The sequence below is a fragment of the Sinorhizobium mexicanum genome (assembly GCF_013488225.1).
Classification (GTDB): domain Bacteria; phylum Pseudomonadota; class Alphaproteobacteria; order Rhizobiales; family Rhizobiaceae; genus Sinorhizobium; species Sinorhizobium mexicanum.
The window spans coordinates 908792-926799 of sequence record NZ_CP041238.1 but is presented as its reverse complement, the minus strand read 5'-3'; the positions used below and the strand labels follow the sequence as shown (position 1 = coordinate 926799).

The following is an 18008-nucleotide window of genomic DNA, read 5'->3' as shown; positions in this document are numbered from 1 at the left end:
CCAAATTTCGGGCAGGTTGTACCGGATGAACGCGACAAGCGCAATTCACCCGGCAAAACGATGCGTCAAGGCTTGAATCCAAGCTCCCTCAGGGCGGCCGCGTCGCGGGCGGAAACGTCCGGATAAAGCGGATCCGACCCGACATCCGTGGTGATTCGCCAGGAGCGGGCGCATTTCTGGCCCTCGGCAAGCCTCGGAACGACACTGACCTTGGCGACGTCCGGCAACGCGAAGGCATCGGCCGACCCTTCAGAGCCGACGACCTCGATCGCCGACGTGATGCAGATCTCGGCAAAGTCCTGGCCTTCGAGCGCCTGGCGCAAGTCCGCATCCGCGACATGGACGACAGGCGCCGCTTCCAGCGACGAGCCGATGCGCTTATCCTTGCGCTCGATTTCGAGCGCACCGGTCACGACCTTGCGGACTTCGCGGATCTTGCGCCACTTCTCGGCAAGCGCATCGTTGCGCCACTCCGCCGGCACGGTCGCAAACTGCTCCAGATGCACCGACACGGCTTCCGGGTTGCGGGAGAGCCAGGCTTCCTCGGCGGTGAAGGGCAGCATCGGAGCGAGCCAGGTCACCAGGCAATCGAACAGCGTGCGGATGACTTGCAGCGCGGCGCGGCGGCGGATCGAGGACGGTGCGTCGCAGTAGAGCGCATCCTTGCGGACATCGAAGTAGAAGGCCGACAGTTCGACATTCGAGAAATCGATAAGCGCGCGGGCGATCCGCTTGAAGTCGAAGGCGTCGTAGCCCTCGCGCACCAGCCGATCCAGTTCGGCCAGGCGGTGCAGCATCAGCTGCTCGAGTTCCGGCATGTCGGAAAGCGCGATCACCTCGCCCTTGTCGTGGGCGAGCGTGCCAAGCATCCAGCGGACAGTATTCCTGAGCTTGCGGTAGGCGTCGATGTTGGTCTGGATGATGGTCTTGCCGAGACGCTGATCCTCCCAATAGTCCGTGGTCATCACCCAGAGGCGCAAGATGTCGGCGCCGGCATCCTTCATCACCTCCTGCGGGGTGACGGTGTTGCCCTTCGACTTCGACATCTTCTCGCCCTTCTCATCCATGGTGAAGCCATGGGTGACGACGGCGTTGTAGGGCGCGCGGCCGCGCGTCGCGCAGCTTTCGAGCAGCGACGAGTGGAACCAGCCGCGGTGCTGGTCGGAGCCCTCGAGATAGACGTCTGCCGGCCATTTCAGGTCGGGACGATCCTCCAGCGTGAAGGTGTGGGTCGAACCGGAGTCGAACCAGACGTCGAGGATGTCCATGACCTGATGCCACTTGGCATGGTCATGATCGTTGCCGAGGAACCGCTCCTTGGCGCCTTCGGCGAACCAGGCGTCGGCACCCTCCTTTTCGAAGGCTTCGAGGATGCGGGCGTTGACGGCATCGTCGATGAGGATTTCGCCCTGGTCGTCGGCGAAGATCGCGATCGGCACGCCCCAGGCGCGCTGGCGCGAAAGCACCCAGTCCGGCCGTTGCTCGATCATCGCACGCAGGCGGTTCTGGCCGGCACCGGGCACGAAGCGGGTGCCGTCGATCGCCTTCAAGGCACGCGAGCGCAACGTCGTGCCGTCGCCGAAGTCCTTGTCCATGTAGACGAACCACTGCGGCGTGTTGCGGAAGATGACCGGCTTCTTCGACCGCCAGGAGTGCGGATAGGAGTGCTTCAGGCGGCCACGGGCAAAGAGTGTATGGCGGGCAATCAACGCCTTGATCACGCGATCATTGGCATCGCCCTTCTTGCCCTTGTCGTCGATGACGCGACCGGCGCCGCCTTCCGCATCCGGGCCGAAGCCGGGCGCATCGGCGGTGAAATAGCCGGCATCGTCGACGGTAAACGGGATCGCAGAGGAGATGCCGCGCGCTTCGAGTGCCCGGGCGCTGTCCATCCAGGCGTCAAAGTCTTCGCGGCCGTGGCCGGGCGCGGTGTGAACGAAGCCGGTGCCGGCATCGTCCGTCACGTGATCGCCGTCGAGCAGCGGCACGTGGAAGGCATAGCCGCCACCGAGGCCGTGGAGCGGATGGGCGCAGGTGATCGCCCCGAGCTCGTCTGCTTCGACGTCGCGGACGAAGTTGAACGTCACCTTCGCCTTGGCGGCCGACTCCTCGGCCAGGCGCTTGGCGAAGATCAACTTCTCGCCCGGCTGCGGGCCGTAGTCGTTTTCGGCTGTCGCGACCTCATAGAGGCCATAGGCATAACGAGACGAATAGGCGATCGCGCGGTTGCCGGGGATGGTCCAGGGCGTCGTGGTCCAGATCACGACGAACGCGCCCGCCAGCGCATCCGGACCCTCGGTGATCGGGAACTTTACCCAGATCATGTCGCTTTCGACATCGGCATACTCGACCTCGGCCTCGGCGAGCGCCGTGCGCTCGACGACCGACCACATGACCGGCTTCGAACCACGATAGAGCTGGCCCGCCTTGGCGATCTTCATCAGTTCGCCGGCGATGCGGGCTTCCGCGTGGAAGTTCATCGTCGTGTAGGGATTTTCGAAGTCGCCCTCGATACCGAGACGCTTGAACTCCTCCGACTGCACCTCGATCCAGCCGCTGGCGAAGTCACGGCATTCCTTGCGGAACTCGTTGACCGGAACCTCGTCCTTGTTCTTGCCCTTCTCCCGGTATTTTTCCTCGATCTTCCATTCGATCGGCAGGCCGTGGCAGTCCCAGCCGGGGACGTAGTTGGCATCGAAGCCGCGCATCTGGAACGAGCGGTTGATCACGTCCTTGAGGATCTTGTTGAGCGCATGGCCGATATGGATGTTGCCGTTGGCGTAGGGCGGGCCGTCATGCAGCACGAACTTCTCGCGGCCGGCGGCGGAAGCGCGGAGCTTCTTGTAAAGGCCCATCTTCTGCCAGCGGGCAACCGTCTCCGGTTCCTTCTGCGGCAGACCGGCGCGCATCGGAAACTCCGTCTGCGGCAGATAGAGGGTGGAAGAATAGTCGATCTTTTCAGCGGTCTCTGTCATGGTCTTTGCGTTCGTCTTTTCCGCGCGGATCATTCGCGCATGCGGAAGGGTTCGGTATCTCGAAGATGACTTGGGGGGCGTGGAAAACGCCGAAATCCCGGACCCGCCGGCGGTCTAGCGCGCGCGGAGGGCCGGGCCAATAATTCGCTGATCGATGATCAATCGACGGTGCCGGGTCATGGTGGCCGGTTCTTTAAGGCGTTTTCAGCCTTTTGAAAAGGTCCGCCAACGCCGCACGGCCGAATTCTTTGGCTGAGGAATGGACAAGCGTCCTCCAGCAGCGCTCAGGCGAAATTGAGTCTTCGGTCGATCTCGCTCAAGGGCTGGACGCCGGAAAGAAGCAGGCGCGCCTCTTCCTCGTCGCGCTTGATCTGCGCCATCAGCGGCTCCAATCCATCGAACTTGAGCTCGTCGCGGAGGTAACCGAAGAAGGAAACGCTGCAGACTTCGCCGTAAAGATCACCGGAGTAGTCGAAGACGAAGGTCTCGAGCAGCGTTTCGCCATCGCTGTCGACAGTCGGGCGGCGGCCGAAGCTTGCGACGCCGTCGTAGAGAGAGCCGTCCGCACGACGGAACCGCACGGCGTAGATACCGTTCCTGAGCTCTGCTTCCGGCGGCAACCTCATATTGGCCGTTGGAAAGCCGAGCGCGCGCCCGAGCTTCTTGCCGCCGATCACTTCCGCCTCGACGGTGTAACGATAACCGAGGAGCCCCGCCGCGTGCGCGACGTCCCCTTCGGCGAGCAAGGAACGGATGAAGCTCGACGATATCACCGAGGCGTTTTCATCGCGGAAGGCATCGACGAGCGTGACGCCAAAACCTTCCCGCTCGCCGGCCGCCATCAGGAATGCCGGGCCACCTTCGCGCCCCTTGCCGAAATGGAAGTCGAAGCCGGTGACCACATGGGACGCGTGCAGCCATTCGCGCAGGATGCGGTGGATGAAATCGGAGGCCGAGAGCTGGGAGAAGGTCCGGTCGAAGGGATATTCGATGACGGCGCCAAAGCCCATACCTTCGAGGATGCGGGCCTTGAGCGGCGCTGGTGTCAGGCGGAAGACCGGGGTGTCCGGCCTGAAGACGGTGCGGGGATGCGGCTCGAAAGTCAGGACGAGCGCCGGAACCCCGCGTGTGGCGGCTTCCTCCAGCGCCCTGTTCAACACCGACTGATGACCGCGGTGAACGCCATCGAAATTGCCGATCGCGATGACGCCGCCGTGCAGGCGCTCCGGAAGCGGATCACGGGTTTCGTTGCGATGAAAAACCGTCATGTCCGTCTTCCCGTCAGCCAAGCCGCGGCATCCACCACTTCGGCGCGGCCCCTTCCCTTTTCAGGAAGGCAGCAAGTTTCGCCTCGTCGGTGCGGCTTTCATGCATGTATTCCTGCGCATGAATTCCTGCGCTGATATAAAGCAAATCGAAGCCCGCGTCCTGCGCGCCCTTGACATCGGTCGGCATGCCGTCGCCGATCGCGATGACGCGAGACAGGTCGAATGCACCGCGCGCGGCCTTTGCTTCAGCCAAGGCGGCGCGGTAGATCGCGATATAGGGCTTGCCGGCAATGCGGGCCTCGCCGCCCAGCTCCTCATAGAGCTTGGCGATGGCACCGGCACAGGGGATCAGGCGATGCCCGCGCTCCACGACGAGGTCGGGATTGGCGCAGATGAACGGGGTCTTTCGCTTGGCGAGCCCCGTCAATGTCGCACGGTAATGTTCGGGCGTTTCGGTTTCATCGTCATAGAAGCCGGCGCAGACGATCGTCTCGGCATCCTCCGCCGCAACGATCTCGGTGCCGAGACCTTCGAGCAGAGGCAGGTCGCGCTCGGCTCCGATGAAGAAGATGCGTTTCGCGGCTGCCGAGATCAACGCCCGCGTGACGTCGCCCGATGTTACGATGCGGTCGTAGGCTTCGTCCGCAACGCCGAGGCCGCGGATCTGCACCTTGACGCCGGGATGCGGCCGCGGCGAATTGGTGATGAGGACGACAGTCAGGCCCTTTGCCCGCGCCTCTGCCAGCGCCTCGCAAGCCGAAGCGAAAGCCTGGACGCCATTGTGGAGAACGCCCCAGACATCGCAGAGCACCACGTCGTAGCGGCTGGTGATTTCCCGAAAACTGTTGATCCTTACGGCCATATCGGCTTCCCGCAAACTCGGCTTCTCGGCTCACATCGCAAGGAAGGGCAAAGAATACAAGTCTCGCGTTCAGAAAAACGCGGCGCTTCCCAAGAATTCGGCCGCACAATATGGCCGCCGAAGTTAGAAAGACCTGAGGAGCCAGCCGGCAGCGGCGCAGATGGCCAAGGTCTGGAAAATGCCGCGCTTCCACCACAACAGCAAGGCGGCAGCGGCGATCGTCAGACCGAGCGCGAAAGCATCAAGGGTCGGCCAGTTCGGATACGGGATCGAGAGAGGCCCACGGTCGAGCCGCCAGACTTCATCAAAGAGAACGTGAAGGCCGAACCAGACGGCGAGGTTCAGGATGACGCCGGCAACCGCCGCGGAAATCGCCGACAAGGCACCGGAGAGCGCTGCATTGGCGCGCAGTCGCTCGATATAGGGCGCGCCGAGGAAGATCCAGAGGAAGCAGGGAACGAACGTCACCCAGGTCGCGAGCGCCGCACCGAACAGGCCGGAAGTTAGCGCATCCACGCCGATCGGTGTCCGATAGGCGCCCATGAAGCCGACGAAGCTCAGTACCAGCACGAGAGGGCCTGGCGTCGTCTCGGCGAGCGCCAGTCCATCAAGCATCTCACCCGGCTTCAGCCAATGATAGGTCTCGACCGCCTGTTGCGCGACGTAGGACAAGACGGCATAGGCGCCGCCGAAGGTGACGACCGCCATCTGCGAGAAGAACAAGCCGATGTCGGTATAAACATTCGCCCCATCCAACAAAACCGAGATTACGACGAACGGCGCGACCCAGAGGCTGCCCCAGAGGACAATGACCGTCGCCGCCCTGCGCCAGGAGGGTTGGGCCTCGGCAAAGTCCGCGCCGATGACGGACGGCAGATCGGGCGTTCTTTCACCCTTCGCGCGACCGGCGCGCAAGGACGGAGCGTGGCGGGTGACGAGAACGCCAATCAGTCCGGCGGCGATGACCACCAAAGGAAACGGCAGGGCAAAGGCAAAAAGGGCGAGAAAGGCCAGCACTGCGAGGAACCGGTCAAAACCGGTTTTGAGTGCCCTCCGGCCGAGCCGAACCAGGGCTTCGACCACGATCGCAAGCACGGCCGCCTTCAGGCCATAAAAGAGGCTGACCAGCCAATCCGTTTGCTGGAATAGTGCGTAGGCAGAAGAGAGCGCAAGAATAACGAAAAAGCCCGGGATCACGAAAAGGGTGCCTGCGACCACGCCACCGCGTGTGCCATGCAGCAGCCAGCCGACATAGGTCGCAAGCTGCTGCGCCTCGGGACCCGGCAGCAGCATGCAGTAGTTCAGGGCGTGCAGGAAACGGCTTTCCGATATCCAGCGGCGCTCTTCCACCAGTTCGCGATGCATGAGGGCGATCTGTCCTGCCGGCCCGCCGAAGCTCAACAGTCCGATCTTGGCCCAGACCTTCACCGCCTCGGCAAAGGAAGGGTGGGCGGGCACGCGGCCCGCCGCCATTTTTTCGTTCACGTCCGCTTCCCCTTGCCGCCGTGCGAGACCCAATCATGCTTCTCCTGGGTGGCGTCGCGCGCCCAGCGGTAAAGCGCATCGTAAAGCGTCATGCCCGCTTCAAGCTGCTCGAGGTCGTCGGAATACATCCGGGAAAGCCCCAGCGAGACAGCCAGAAGGCCTGCCGCTTCCGGTTCGAGATCGTGTCTGTCGGTATCGGCTCCCCGCACGATCCGCGCGACATGTTCAAGGGCTGGGAAGGAAAGGCGGAACTCCTTTACCATCGTATCGAAGGTGCAGTCCTCGCCGCGATGGCTCCAGAACACCCCTTCGATATCGAAGGGCGTCGCGCCGAAACGCTCGCCGACCGCCTCGACTTCGGCCGCAGTGACGTAGAGAAAAGTGGCACGCGGGTCGACGAAACGGCGGATCAGCCATGGGCAGGCGATGCGATCGATCTTCGGCCGGGACCGGGTGACCCATAAAGAGCCGCCCGACGGATCGGCGTTCGGCAGGCTTGCGACCGGAACGAGCGGCAACTCCGCCTCGCGCCATGCATCGATGCCGCCTTCCAGTGTCTCGGCCATGGCGCCTGCATGCCTCAACCAGGCCGCGACACCCTCGCTGAGTTTACCGCCGTGCCGACAGAGCGCGACGACGTTGTGTCCGCGATAGTGCTCCGCCCATTGCTGAACCCCGGCATGGGCGCGGTGGAAGGAGCCGGGCACGAGATGGGGATCGGCGGCGAAGTCGTCGTCGTCACGCACATCGATGATTACCGGGGCCTTCGCGGTTCCGAGGAGTCTGACCAATTTTTCTGAGGAAATGGAATTGAACGAGGCCATTGTTTACGTCCTTTAGATGGTTGCTATTGGACGCGAAATTCCGGCATGGCGCCTCGTGGGGCATTCGCTCACCCCATGTGATTGTTAAACAAAAAAGCCCGCCGCCTGTCAACGATCGCGAAGTAGCAAAAAATCTCTCGGCCGATCCTTGACTCGTTCAGCGCACGGTCCTATTTCGGCGACGCTGGCACTCGTGAGACATGAGTGCTAACACCATCCACCGGGTCGATGAACGATCCGCAATGTCATTTGATCGAGGGATTAGACAATGGCAAGCACCAACTTCCGTCCGCTGCACGACCGCGTTGTCGTCCGCCGCGTCGAGTCTGAGGAAAAGACCAAGGGCGGCATCATCATTCCGGACACCGCAAAGGAAAAGCCGCAAGAAGGCGAAATCGTGGCGGTCGGTTCGGGCGCCCGTGACGAAAGCGGCAAGGTTGTTCCGCTCGATGTCAAGGCTGGCGACCGCGTCCTGTTCGGCAAGTGGTCCGGCACCGAAGTCAAGATCAACGGCGAAGACCTTCTGATCATGAAGGAAGCCGACATCATGGGCATCATCGGCTGATCGGCCGGCACCCTCCAACTTCCGTAATTTGAAACCGGGCCCGTCCCGGAATTTCGAAACCAGGAGCTTTCAAAAATGGCAGCTAAAGAAGTCAAGTTCGGCCGTACCGCGCGCGAAAAAATGCTGCGCGGCGTCGACATCCTCGCCGATGCAGTCAAGGTAACGCTCGGCCCGAAGGGTCGTAACGTCGTTATCGACAAGTCCTTCGGCGCTCCGCGCATCACCAAGGACGGCGTTTCGGTCGCCAAGGAAATCGAACTCGAAGACAAGTTCGAGAACATGGGCGCCCAGATGGTCCGCGAAGTCGCTTCGAAGACCAACGACATTGCCGGCGACGGCACGACCACTGCGACCGTTCTCGCCCAGGCGATCGTTCGCGAAGGCGCCAAGGCAGTTGCTGCCGGCATGAACCCGATGGACCTGAAGCGCGGCATCGACCTCGCCGTCGCCGAAGTCGTCAAGGACCTCCTCGCCAAGGCGAAGAAGATCAACACCTCGGACGAAGTTGCCCAGGTCGGCACGATCTCCGCAAACGGTGAAAAGCAGATCGGCCTCGACATTGCTGAAGCGATGCAGAAGGTCGGCAACGAAGGCGTCATCACGGTTGAAGAAGCCAAGACCGCCGAAACCGAACTCGAAGTCGTCGAAGGCATGCAGTTCGACCGCGGCTACCTGTCGCCCTACTTCGTCACCAACCCGGAAAAGATGGTCGCCGACCTCGAAGACGCTTTCGTTCTCCTGCACGAGAAGAAGCTCTCGAACCTCCAGGCCATGCTCCCGGTTCTCGAAGCCGTCGTCCAGACCGGCAAGCCGCTCCTCATCATCGCTGAAGACGTCGAAGGCGAAGCGCTCGCAACGCTCGTCGTCAACAAGCTGCGTGGCGGCCTGAAGATTGCCGCCGTCAAGGCTCCGGGCTTCGGCGACCGCCGCAAGGCCATGCTCGAAGACATCGCCATCCTGACGGGCGGCACCGTGATCTCCGAAGACCTCGGCATCAAGCTCGAAAGCGTCACGCTCGACATGCTCGGCCGCGCGAAGAAGGTTTCGATCTCCAAGGAAAACACGACGATCGTCGACGGCGCCGGCCAGAAGGCCGACATCGAAGGCCGCGTCGCCCAGATCAAGGCCCAGATCGAAGAAACCACCTCCGACTACGACCGCGAGAAGCTGCAGGAACGCCTGGCTAAGCTCGCTGGCGGCGTTGCCGTCATCCGCGTCGGCGGTGCGACGGAAGTCGAAGTGAAGGAAAAGAAGGACCGCATCGACGACGCCCTCAACGCGACGCGCGCTGCCGTTCAGGAAGGCATCGTACCGGGCGGCGGCGTTGCCCTGCTGCGCTCCTCCGTCAAGATCACCGCCAAGGGTGAAAACGACGACCAGGACGCCGGCGTCAACATCGTTCGCCGCGCTCTGCAGGCTCCGGCCCGCCAGATCGCAGAGAACGCTGGTGATGAAGCCTCGATCGTTGTCGGCAAGATCCTCGAAAAGAACACCGACGACTTCGGCTACAACGCACAGACCGGCGAATATGGCGACATGATCGCCATGGGCATCATCGACCCGGTCAAGGTCGTTCGCACCGCCCTGCAGGACGCAGCTTCGGTTGCTTCGCTGCTGATCACCACCGAAGCCATGATCGCCGAGCTGCCGAAGAAGGACGCTCCGGCAATGCCGGGCGGCATGGGCGGCATGGGTGGAATGGACATGATGTGATAAGGCGCAAGCCTTAGCACATCGATGTTTTCGATTCAGGAACGGAAAGGGCGGCTTGAAAGCCGCCCTTTTTGCTTTTGTCAAACTAACGGTACATCTCGAACAAGGCGCGTGCGAAAAAGACGCGGCAGCCCAAAACGGTGCAAAAAACCGTTGAAGTTGCAAAAAAACGAACTATAACAACGCCCCAAGTGAACGCCAGATTCACGAGAGACCGGAAGCAGACACAAACTGGACGAGCATTTTGCTGAATTTCGATGCTGGCTTGTGTACCCGGCTCTCGCAGAGAACATCATCACCAAAGCTTATAGATATTTGATCGCAATATAGCCGACCTACTTGCGAAATGACTTCGCTTGGCGGGCTGTCATTTTCCACGTCGGACTTGTCGACAAAAGATGAGCATGCCCACGAGTGGCCTGGCCCTCGGGATAAGCAGCAGCGAGCGGTCTTTGTTGGAATGCGTCTGTCCGGATTCAGGTACGGACGGTTCGCTACAGCATGTTTCCTAAATCGTAGTCGATTTGAGGAAACATGCAGCAATTCAAAGGGCTACAGCGTCCTTTGCGCGTCGGATAAGACGCACGGTGCTGTAGAGCATATTCTGGAGCAGTCCGTGTTTAAGATCGCAAGAACAAATTCGCTCTCCTCCGGCGTGCACCGGTTGCCGCATCAGGACATACCTGCGCAATTCTGCGTTTCCGAGGGCTGGTCCGGCGACCTCACCACAGGCCTCTTCGTCCTCGGCGACAAGGCCGCAGCGATTCACGGTCTGCGTGACAGCGAATGCGGTTTGCTCAATTTCGTCCGCTGTTACGATTCGGCCGATCGCAATCACGTGCTCGAGCTTTTCGAGCAGGCGGCAACCACCTCCTCGACCTTCTGCTTTTCCACCACGATCATCCTCGAAACGGGGCAGAGGCAGCCGCTCTTCTGCATCGGCGAATCCTCTGGCCTCGAAGAGCGCTACTCGGGCTCGATGCTGGGGGTCTTCTTCTTCCCGCGCTTTCTGATCGAGGGTGCACAGGCGGCGTTGAGGCAGTAGGTCATTTCACTGTCTCGTTGAAACAGCGAAATGACCTGACTCTTCGACACCATTGCAGGCTTGACGTTGCACGCTTCCCCTGCTGCCTATGGCCGGCCGACGCCCTCGCGTCAAGCGACGGCGGCTTGTACCCGCGTGCCCGCGACTGCAGCGATCGGTGCTGGTCGCCCGAGCAGGTAGCCCTGCGCCTCGTCACACCCCTCTGCTTGAAGGATGTCGAGCTGGGTTTGCGTTTCGACGCCTTCCGCGAGGACTGGAACGGAAAGGCTTTGTCCGAGGGCGAGGATGGCCCGGACAATCGCCTTGGCCTGGGGGCTGCCTTCGACCTCCCACATGAAGCTCTTGTCGAGCTTGATCTTGTCGAAGGGGAACGACCGCAATGTCTCGAGCGACGAGTAACCGGTGCCGAAATCATCGATGGCGATGGTGACACCGAGTTCCTTGATCTGGCGGAGCGTCAGCAGCGCGCGCTCCTTGTCATCGATGATGGTGGACTCGGTGATTTCCAGTTCGAGTCGCCTCGGGCTGAGCCCGGTTTCCGCGAGCACCTGTTGGACGAGGCTGACGATGTCGCCATTGGCCAACTGCACCGGCGAGATATTGACGGCAATCTTATGTTGGCTGTCCCATCCGGCCGCCTCGCGGCAGGCCTCGCGCAGGACCCATTCACCGATCGGCAGGATCGCCCCGCACTCTTCGGCCAGCGGAATGAATTCGTTCGGCGGGACCATGCCGCGTTCGGGGTGGTGCCAGCGCAGCAGCACTTCATAGCCGGTGACATCGCCGGTCATCACCGATTTCTGCACCTGATAGTGAAGCGCCAGCTGCCTCTTCTCGACGGCATCCCAGAGATCGTTGGCGAGGGCCCGGCGCTTGCGCGCCGCCTCGTCCATCGAGACCTCGTAGAAGCAGACCGCCTGGTTCAATGCCGCCTTGGCGCGATACATGGCTAGATCGGCATTGTTGATCAGCGTGTCGGCGGTTTCGGCGTCCTGCGGATAGATCGCGACGCCCATGCTGCCGCCGGATTTCAGCTCGAAATCGCCGAAGCGCATTTCCTCATGCAGGCAATTTTCAATGCGCCGCAGGAAGTCATGGAGTTCAGCAAGTTCCTCGAAGCGCTTCACCGCCGCAAATTCATCGCCGCCGAAACGGGCAACGAACTCACCCTCCTGAAGAAGCGCTTTCATCCGCTGCGCGATCGTAACCAGCACGAAGTCGCCCGCAGCGTGTCCGTGCAAATCGTTGACTTCCTTGAACTTGTTCAGGTCTAGGCCGATGACGGCCACCTTGCGCGAGAACCAGGCAGCGGCATCGAGCTCCTCCTCCAGGTAGCTGTTGAACTGCAACCGATTGGGTAGCCCCGTCAGGCTGTCGTGTCGGGCGAGGAACGAAATCTGCTCTTCCGAGTCCAGTCGCTCGGTAATGTCCTCATAGGTGGAAACCCAGCCGCCGTCCGGCAGCATGCGGTGTTTCGTCAGGATCGAACGCCCATTCGGCAGCTTCTCGACAAGATCGGCTCCGCCCATGCCGACAATGTCGATGCGGTGTTTCTGATAGGCCGCATCAGCCTTGGCCTTGGCGACCGCCGGGTCGGGATAGGCACGAGCAAACGCCCGATCGAGAATTTCCCGGAATGTCAGTCCCTCGCCGGCCATCGATGCGGACAGATTGAAGATCTCGAGGCAACGCCTGTTCGAAATCAGCAGGCGGTCTGCCCTGTCGAACAGGCATATGCCCTGCGTCATATTCTCCAGCGCAATGTCGAGATTCTTGCTGACCTCAGCGATGCGGTCGGCATTTGCCTTTTCCTTGGTGATGTCCTTGGCGATCTTGATGAAGCCGGCATGGCGTCCGGCTTCATCAATGATCGGTTCGATCACCACATGCGCCCAGAAGCGCGTGCCATCCTTGCGGTAGCGCCAGCCTTCCGCTTCGTATTTCCTGTCGAGGAGGGCGAGGTGCAGCGCCTGTTGCGGCACGTTGGCCTGCCTTTCATCCGGTGCGTAGAAGCAGGCAAAATTCTTGCCGATGATCTCCTCAGCCGTGTACCCCTTGTTCGCCTCGGCGCCGGCATTCCAGCTGGTCACATGGCCATCAATGTCGAGCATGCAGATCGCGTAGTCCTTGACGCTTCGGACGAAGCGGGAAAACTCCCTCTCCGAGGCGGTCGCCAGAATTTCCGCCTGACGGGCGAACCCGGCGGCAATCAGAACGATCGACAGCAGGAAGAATGCTGTTCCCGCAACGACGAAGGCCAAGAGATGCGGCTGCATCATGCCTACGCCCGTCTCGGCCACCGGGCCTGCTTCGATCGTCACCGCGGCCATCGCGGTAAAATGCAACACCACGATGCCAAGCGTCATCGCAGATGTCGCAAGCAACTTGGCCCTGAGCGGCTGGTCGCCGCGGGCGACCGCAAAAAGCGCTGCCACATCGAACAGCGATCCGGCAAGAATCGAACCGACGACAAGCGTCGCGTCCCAGCGGATGGAGCCGGAGACGTCAAGCGCCGCCATTCCGAGAAAATGCATCGAGGCAACGCCGGCACCAAGCATCAGGCCGCCGAACAGCCAACCAGCGCGTCCCGTCAGATAGGTCGCGATCGCAAGGGCCGATATCGTCAGGACAATTGCCGCCGCCAGCGACAGAGTCATGAGGTTCGTCTGATAGCCGACCACAACGCCCGCATCATAGGCAAGCATGGCGATGAAGTGGGTTGCCCAGATCCCGAAGCCACTGGCAATGCCTGCGGTGGCGATCCAGATCGCCCGTGGGGCGCCGACCGCGGCGCGCGCGCGCTGAAGCAAAGTGACAGCGCCGAAACTTGACAGGAAGCAAATCAACGCGGCCAGCACGACCAGTCGCGGATCGTGTTCAACCGCGAGGCATGTCAGGATCTTGAACATTACAGATCGCCCAAATAAACAGTGCGCGGGCGCAGCGTCAGTTGCGCCAGCTCGGTCGCCATCTGTTGACGTTTTCCCGTTTAAGGAAGCGTGAAAAATCCGCCGAAGAGCGCCATTCCGAAACGGAACAGTGCTTTCGTCGTTAACGGTTTCCGAATTCCGAGCGAGTCCCCGGCTAAAGCACGTCGTTCAATCGGACTGATGCGACGCGCTGTAGGTTATTGCATCATGCATGTCGTAACCGCTGCACTTTTTGGAGGCATGCATTAGGCGAGCAGCGACTTGAGGTCAGTGTCAGGATCGGCGAGTTTCGCCTTATCCGGCGTTGTCCCCGTTTCGAGCAGCTTCTTTCCCGTCACATAGGCCTTGGCGTCGTTGATGGCATCGACGGCGATGAACTTGCCCTGGCGGAAATACCAGACCGATACGCTGCCTTCACGCTGGCCCGGACGGACAAGTGTTTCGTCATGGCCGAGGCCGAAGCCGGCGATCTGGAGCTTCACGTCGTACTGGTCCGACCAGAACCAGGGCTTCGGATCGTAGGGCTCGGAGCTGCCGGCGAGGATGGCAGCAATCGCCTCCGCTTGGTCAACGGCGTTCTGAACCGATTCCAGGCGGATCCGCATGCCTTGCCACGGCAGGACCGCACAGTCGCCCATGGCAAAGATCGCGGGATCGGAGGTTCGGCCGTGGCTGTCGACGATGATGCCATTAGCCGTTTCGAGCCCGGCATCGTGCGCGAGCGCATCGTTCGCCGCCACCCCGATGCCGACGATCACAATGTCGACCGGGACGACTGAGCCGTCGCCGAGTTCGGCCCCCGTGACACGCCCATTCTCGCCGATCAGGCGATGGAGGCCCGTGCGCTCGCGAATATCGACGCCACGGGAGCGGTGGATCTCTCGAACGATCTCGGAGGTCGCCGCCGAGGCTACGCGCTGCAGGATGCGGTCCGCCATTTCGATGACGGTCACTTCCATGCCGCAGGTGCGGGCGACCGCGGCGGCCTCAAGACCGATATAGCCCCCGCCCACCACCAGCGCGCGGCCCCCGGGCCGCATCTCCTCTGCCAGCAGGTCGGCGTCCTTGAAATCCCGCACAACGTAGACGCCGGCCAGATCACCGCCGACCGAGGGCGGCAGCCGACGCGGCGTCGCCCCGGTCGCGAAGGCAAGCGTCTCATAGCCGAGCACCGATCCGTCGCTTAAAACGACCTGTTTTTGCCCGCGGTCGATGCGTGTGACGGTCGTCTCAAGGCGAATGTCAACGTCGTGCTCCGAATACCAGGCCTGCGGCCGATAGAGCAGCCGATCCAGGCTCATTTCTCGGAGCAGATATTTTTTGGAAAGGGGCGGCCGCTGGTAGGGAAGGCTTGCCTCCGAAGCAACGATCGTCACCGGCCGCTCATCCTTCAAAGCGCGAAGTTTGGCAACCAAGGCGAACGCGGCCTGACCGCCGCCGACAACAACAAGTCTTCCCGACACCTGCTTCCCCGTCTCTACTGCATGATCCCTCAAGTCGGAATCGATTTGGGGATAAAATCATGCAGCGATTCAAAGTGCTACAGCGACAGCGACCTTTGCGCGTCTCAAAAGACGCGCGTTGCTGCAGGCACTGTTTCAGCAAGCCGTACCCTCTCCGCCCGAGCTTCGTCAACTCGGGCGGAACGGCGCGCCCGCATGGATCAGGGCTTGCGCGGGATTTCCATCCCCTTCTGTGCGGCAGGCCGCGCAAGACCGCGATCGACCCAGGCCATGACATTCGGAAAGCTCTCGTATTCGAGTACTTCCGCGCCGCCATAGAACCTGCGCGCACCCTCGACCCACGGGTAAGTGGCAATATCGGCGATCGTGTATTCGTCACCCATCAGCCATTGCCGGCCTTTCAGCCGTGTCTCGAGAACGCCGAGGAGGCGCTTCGATTCATCGCGGTAGCGCTCCACCGGATAGGAGTTGTTGGCAACCTTCTCGGCCGCGAACTTGAAGAAATGCCCGAACTGGCCGAGCATCGGCCCGACGCCGCCCATCTGGAACATCACCCAGCAAAGTGTCTCGTAGCGGCCGGCGGCATCCGCCGGGATAAGCTTTCCCGTCTTCTCTGCCAGATAAACCAGGATCGCGCCGGATTCGAAGAGACCGATCGGCTTTCCGCCGGGGCCATTCGGGTCGATGATCGCCGGGATGCGGCCGTTCGGGTTGAGCGACAGGAATTCGGGCGACTTCTGTTCGTTGGCATCGAACGCAATGCGATGCGGCTCGTAGGGCATGCCCAGTTCTTCCAGGGCAATGGAAATCTTCACGCCGTTCGGGGTCGGCAGCGAATAGAGCTGGATGATATCCGGGTTGGTTGCCGGCCAGCGGGTCGTGATCGGGAAAGAGGAAAGATCAGCCATAAGGATGCCTCGAGGTGGGAAGGGCGAAGGTGGGTTGTGCCGCCCCTACATAGGTCGTCACAGTTCCATTTGTCAGCACCCGAGGCAAAATTTACGCCGGAGCGTATTTCTCCGTCCCGCCCTTCGGCAACATATCAGAGCGCCGCGCGGACGGCTGCCATGATCCGGTCGACGACAGGATTGTCCTGATGGGCAGCCTTCCGCGCCCTGACGAGACAGGCTTCCGACCGCAGGATCACTCCGTCCGAAAGGATCTTCAGGTGGTTCGCCTTCAGCGTCGAGCCGGTCGAGGTGATGTCGACGATGATGTCGGCAGAACCGGAAGCCGGCGCGCCTTCGGTCGCACCCAGGCTTTCGACGATGCGATAGAGCTGGATGCCATGGCTTCCGGAGAAAAACTGCTGGGTCAAGCGCCAGTATTTGGTGGCGATCGCCAGCCTGCGGCCATGACGGGCACGGAAATCGGCAGCGACATCGCCGAGGTCCGCCATGGTATCGACGTCATACCAGACCTCCGGCACGGCCACGACGACATCGGCATGGCCGAAGCCAAGCCGGGCGCAGAATTCCACGCGCGCATCGGCATCGGCAAGGCCCTCGCGAACGAGGTCTTCGCCAGTGACGCCGAAGTCGACAGCGCCGCTGCCGATCTCGCGTGAGATTTCCGAGGCCGAAAGAAAGGCGATCTCGACGTCGTCCCAGCCTTCGACGCGGCCGCGGTAGGAGCGGTCGTTGCCGACGGCGACGATCTTCATTCCGGCTCGCTCGAAGATCGCCGAAGCATCGTCCTTCATCCGTCCCTTCGAAGGCAGTGCAATCGTGATCGTCATTTCGCGCCCCCTGCGGCGGCAACCGCGTGCTCGATCCGGTCAAGCCAGAGGGAGAAGCCGACGGCCGGAATATGTTCGCGCGCGCCGAGAAGCGTCAACAGCCGGTCGAAGCGCCCGCCACCGGCAAGAACAGCCGCCTCCTCTTCGGCCTCTATCTCGAAGACGAGCCCGGTATAATAGTCGAGCGGACGACCGAAGGCGGCGCGATAGCGGATGAGACCGATGTCGGCTCCCGCCCGGGAAAGCGCGGCAACGCGCGCGTCGAACAGCGACAATGCTACTTCGATCTTCAACCCGGACTTCGCGGCGAAGCTGAAGAGCGCAGCGGGCGCATCGGCAAGCGGCAGGTCCAGCGTCAGGAATTCGCGCATGACGGCGAGCGTGGCCTTGTCCAGCCGCGTGTTCGCCAGTTCCATTTTTTCCTTGAGACGGCGAGCGATGTCGCGCGGCGACCGGCTGGCATTGGTGGAATAGCCGGTTGCCTCCATGGTCTGGCCGATATGGGCAACGAGCCGGTCCTCGTCCTCCAGCATGCCCATGATAGCAAGCCGCTCGACTTCATGGCCGAAGACGCCTTCGGATGCCGGATCAGCAAGTTCCGCCAGAAGTTTCTGGAGCTGCTTAGGGTCGCCGAAAGCATGAATCAGCCGCTTCTGCCAGCCGGTAGGCAGCCCGCAGGCGGCGATCACCGCTTCGAACACCGATTGGTCGCCCAGCGTCACCTTCAGCCGCCGCCCCGGCAATCTGTTGGCAAGAACCTGCATCGCGTCGCCGACGGCTCTCGCGTCCGCCCGCGCTGTGTCTCGCTCGCCAAGATCCTCGATGCCGGCCTGATAGAACTCGCTCGCCCCCTCGCGCCGCTGGCGGAACACTTCGCCGAGGTAGGCATAGCGTTGCGGTGTGCCGGTCGCCGTTTCGATATGACGAAGGCAAACCGGAATCGTGAATTCAGGACGAAGGCAAAGGCTCTCTCCCGTCTCGCTCTGCGTCAGAAAAATGCGGCGCCGCAGATCTTCGCCTGCCATATCGAGAAAGGGCTCGGCCGGCTGGATCACCGGCGTATCGACACGCAGGGTCTCCATCCGCTCGAAGTCGGCAAGCAGGTCACCAGAAAAGGCGGGCAGGTTGATCAGAGGCATC

Annotated in this window: 13 protein-coding genes; 3 read left to right on the top strand and 10 right to left on the bottom strand. The window is 61.8% G+C overall.

Annotated features, from left to right (window positions below; translation table 11 throughout):
* Positions 1-65: 65 nt before the first annotated feature.
* From ileS to FKV68_RS04295, 5 genes are all read right to left on the bottom strand, one after another.
* Positions 66-2975 carry an isoleucine--tRNA ligase gene (ileS, locus tag FKV68_RS04315; RefSeq protein WP_180940298.1) on the bottom strand — a complete coding sequence of 970 codons (2910 nt, stop codon included), beginning with the start codon at positions 2973-2975 and terminating at the stop codon, positions 66-68.
* Positions 2976-3259: 284 nt separating this feature from the next.
* Positions 3260-4243 (bottom strand): bifunctional riboflavin kinase/FAD synthetase, encoded by a 984-nt coding sequence (locus FKV68_RS04310; protein ID WP_180940297.1) that lies wholly within the window; start codon positions 4241-4243, stop codon positions 3260-3262.
* A 13-nt stretch (positions 4244-4256) separates the two neighbouring features.
* Complete coding sequence (locus FKV68_RS04305) at positions 4257-5105, bottom strand: TIGR01459 family HAD-type hydrolase (RefSeq protein WP_180940296.1); 849 nt, start codon at positions 5103-5105, stop codon at positions 4257-4259.
* Positions 5106-5228: 123 nt separating this feature from the next.
* Complete coding sequence (gene chrA / locus FKV68_RS04300) at positions 5229-6578, bottom strand: chromate efflux transporter (protein WP_180941402.1); 1350 nt, start codon at positions 6576-6578, stop codon at positions 5229-5231.
* A gap of 8 nt (positions 6579-6586) precedes the next feature.
* Positions 6587-7414, bottom strand: coding sequence for a chromate resistance protein ChrB domain-containing protein (locus tag FKV68_RS04295; RefSeq protein ID WP_180940295.1), 828 nt, complete (start codon positions 7412-7414; stop codon positions 6587-6589).
* Positions 7415-7682: 268 nt separating this feature from the next.
* Between FKV68_RS04295 and groES the strand changes: the two genes are divergently transcribed.
* The 3 genes from groES (at position 7683) to FKV68_RS04280 (ending at position 10737) form a co-directional block, all read left to right on the top strand.
* Complete coding sequence (groES, locus tag FKV68_RS04290) at positions 7683-7979, top strand: co-chaperone GroES (RefSeq protein WP_012706990.1); 297 nt, start codon at positions 7683-7685, stop codon at positions 7977-7979.
* A gap of 75 nt (positions 7980-8054) precedes the next feature.
* The gene (gene groL / locus FKV68_RS04285; protein WP_180940294.1) at positions 8055-9692 is read left to right on the top strand and encodes a chaperonin GroEL; all 1638 of its coding nucleotides are present in this window, start codon (positions 8055-8057) and stop codon (positions 9690-9692) included.
* 616 nt (positions 9693-10308) lie between these two features.
* Positions 10309-10737, top strand: coding sequence for a hypothetical protein (locus FKV68_RS04280; RefSeq protein WP_180940293.1), 429 nt, complete (start codon positions 10309-10311; stop codon positions 10735-10737).
* Positions 10738-10847: 110 nt separating this feature from the next.
* Here the strand turns inward: FKV68_RS04280 and FKV68_RS04275 are convergent, their stop codons facing one another.
* The 5 genes from FKV68_RS04275 to FKV68_RS04255 form a co-directional block, all read right to left on the bottom strand.
* Entirely contained in the window at positions 10848-13646 is a 2799-nt protein-coding gene (locus tag FKV68_RS04275; protein WP_180940292.1) for a bifunctional diguanylate cyclase/phosphodiesterase, read from the bottom strand.
* A gap of 266 nt (positions 13647-13912) precedes the next feature.
* Positions 13913-15130: an NAD(P)/FAD-dependent oxidoreductase gene (locus FKV68_RS04270; RefSeq protein WP_180940291.1), complete on the bottom strand. Its 1218-nt coding sequence runs from the start codon at positions 15128-15130 to the stop codon at positions 13913-13915.
* A gap of 200 nt (positions 15131-15330) precedes the next feature.
* On the bottom strand, positions 15331-16038 hold the full coding sequence (locus FKV68_RS04265) for a glutathione binding-like protein (RefSeq protein ID WP_180940290.1): 708 nt from the start codon (positions 16036-16038) through the stop codon (positions 15331-15333).
* A gap of 134 nt (positions 16039-16172) precedes the next feature.
* Positions 16173-16868 carry an ATP phosphoribosyltransferase gene (gene hisG, locus FKV68_RS04260; RefSeq protein WP_180940289.1) on the bottom strand — a complete coding sequence of 232 codons (696 nt, stop codon included), beginning with the start codon at positions 16866-16868 and terminating at the stop codon, positions 16173-16175.
* The gene (locus FKV68_RS04255; protein ID WP_180940288.1) at positions 16865-18007 is read right to left on the bottom strand and encodes an ATP phosphoribosyltransferase regulatory subunit; all 1143 of its coding nucleotides are present in this window, start codon (positions 18005-18007) and stop codon (positions 16865-16867) included. Before FKV68_RS04255 ends, hisG begins: the two co-directional genes overlap by 4 nt.
* Position 18008: the final 1 nt, after the last annotated feature.

Bases quoted from the DNA above. Each gene is read 5' to 3' on its own strand.
- groL (WP_180940294.1), top strand. From the start codon at position 8,055: ATGGCAGCTAAAGAAGTCAAGTTCGGCCGTACCGCGCGCGAAAAAATG.
- FKV68_RS04265 (WP_180940290.1), bottom strand. From the start codon at position 16,038: ATGGCTGATCTTTCCTCTTTCCCGATCACGACCCGCTGGCCGGCAACC.
- hisG (WP_180940289.1), bottom strand. From the start codon at position 16,868: ATGACGATCACGATTGCACTGCCTTCGAAGGGACGGATGAAGGACGAT.
- groES (WP_012706990.1), top strand. From the start codon at position 7,683: ATGGCAAGCACCAACTTCCGTCCGCTGCACGACCGCGTTGTCGTCCGC.
- FKV68_RS04275 (WP_180940292.1), bottom strand. From the start codon at position 13,646: ATGTTCAAGATCCTGACATGCCTCGCGGTTGAACACGATCCGCGACTG.
- FKV68_RS04295 (WP_180940295.1), bottom strand. From the start codon at position 7,414: ATGGCCTCGTTCAATTCCATTTCCTCAGAAAAATTGGTCAGACTCCTC.
- chrA (WP_180941402.1), bottom strand. From the start codon at position 6,578: ATGGCGGCGGGCCGCGTGCCCGCCCACCCTTCCTTTGCCGAGGCGGTG.
- FKV68_RS04310 (WP_180940297.1), bottom strand. From the start codon at position 4,243: ATGACGGTTTTTCATCGCAACGAAACCCGTGATCCGCTTCCGGAGCGC.
- ileS (WP_180940298.1), bottom strand. From the start codon at position 2,975: ATGACAGAGACCGCTGAAAAGATCGACTATTCTTCCACCCTCTATCTG.
- FKV68_RS04255 (WP_180940288.1), bottom strand. From the start codon at position 18,007: ATGCCTCTGATCAACCTGCCCGCCTTTTCTGGTGACCTGCTTGCCGAC.
- FKV68_RS04305 (WP_180940296.1), bottom strand. From the start codon at position 5,105: ATGGCCGTAAGGATCAACAGTTTTCGGGAAATCACCAGCCGCTACGAC.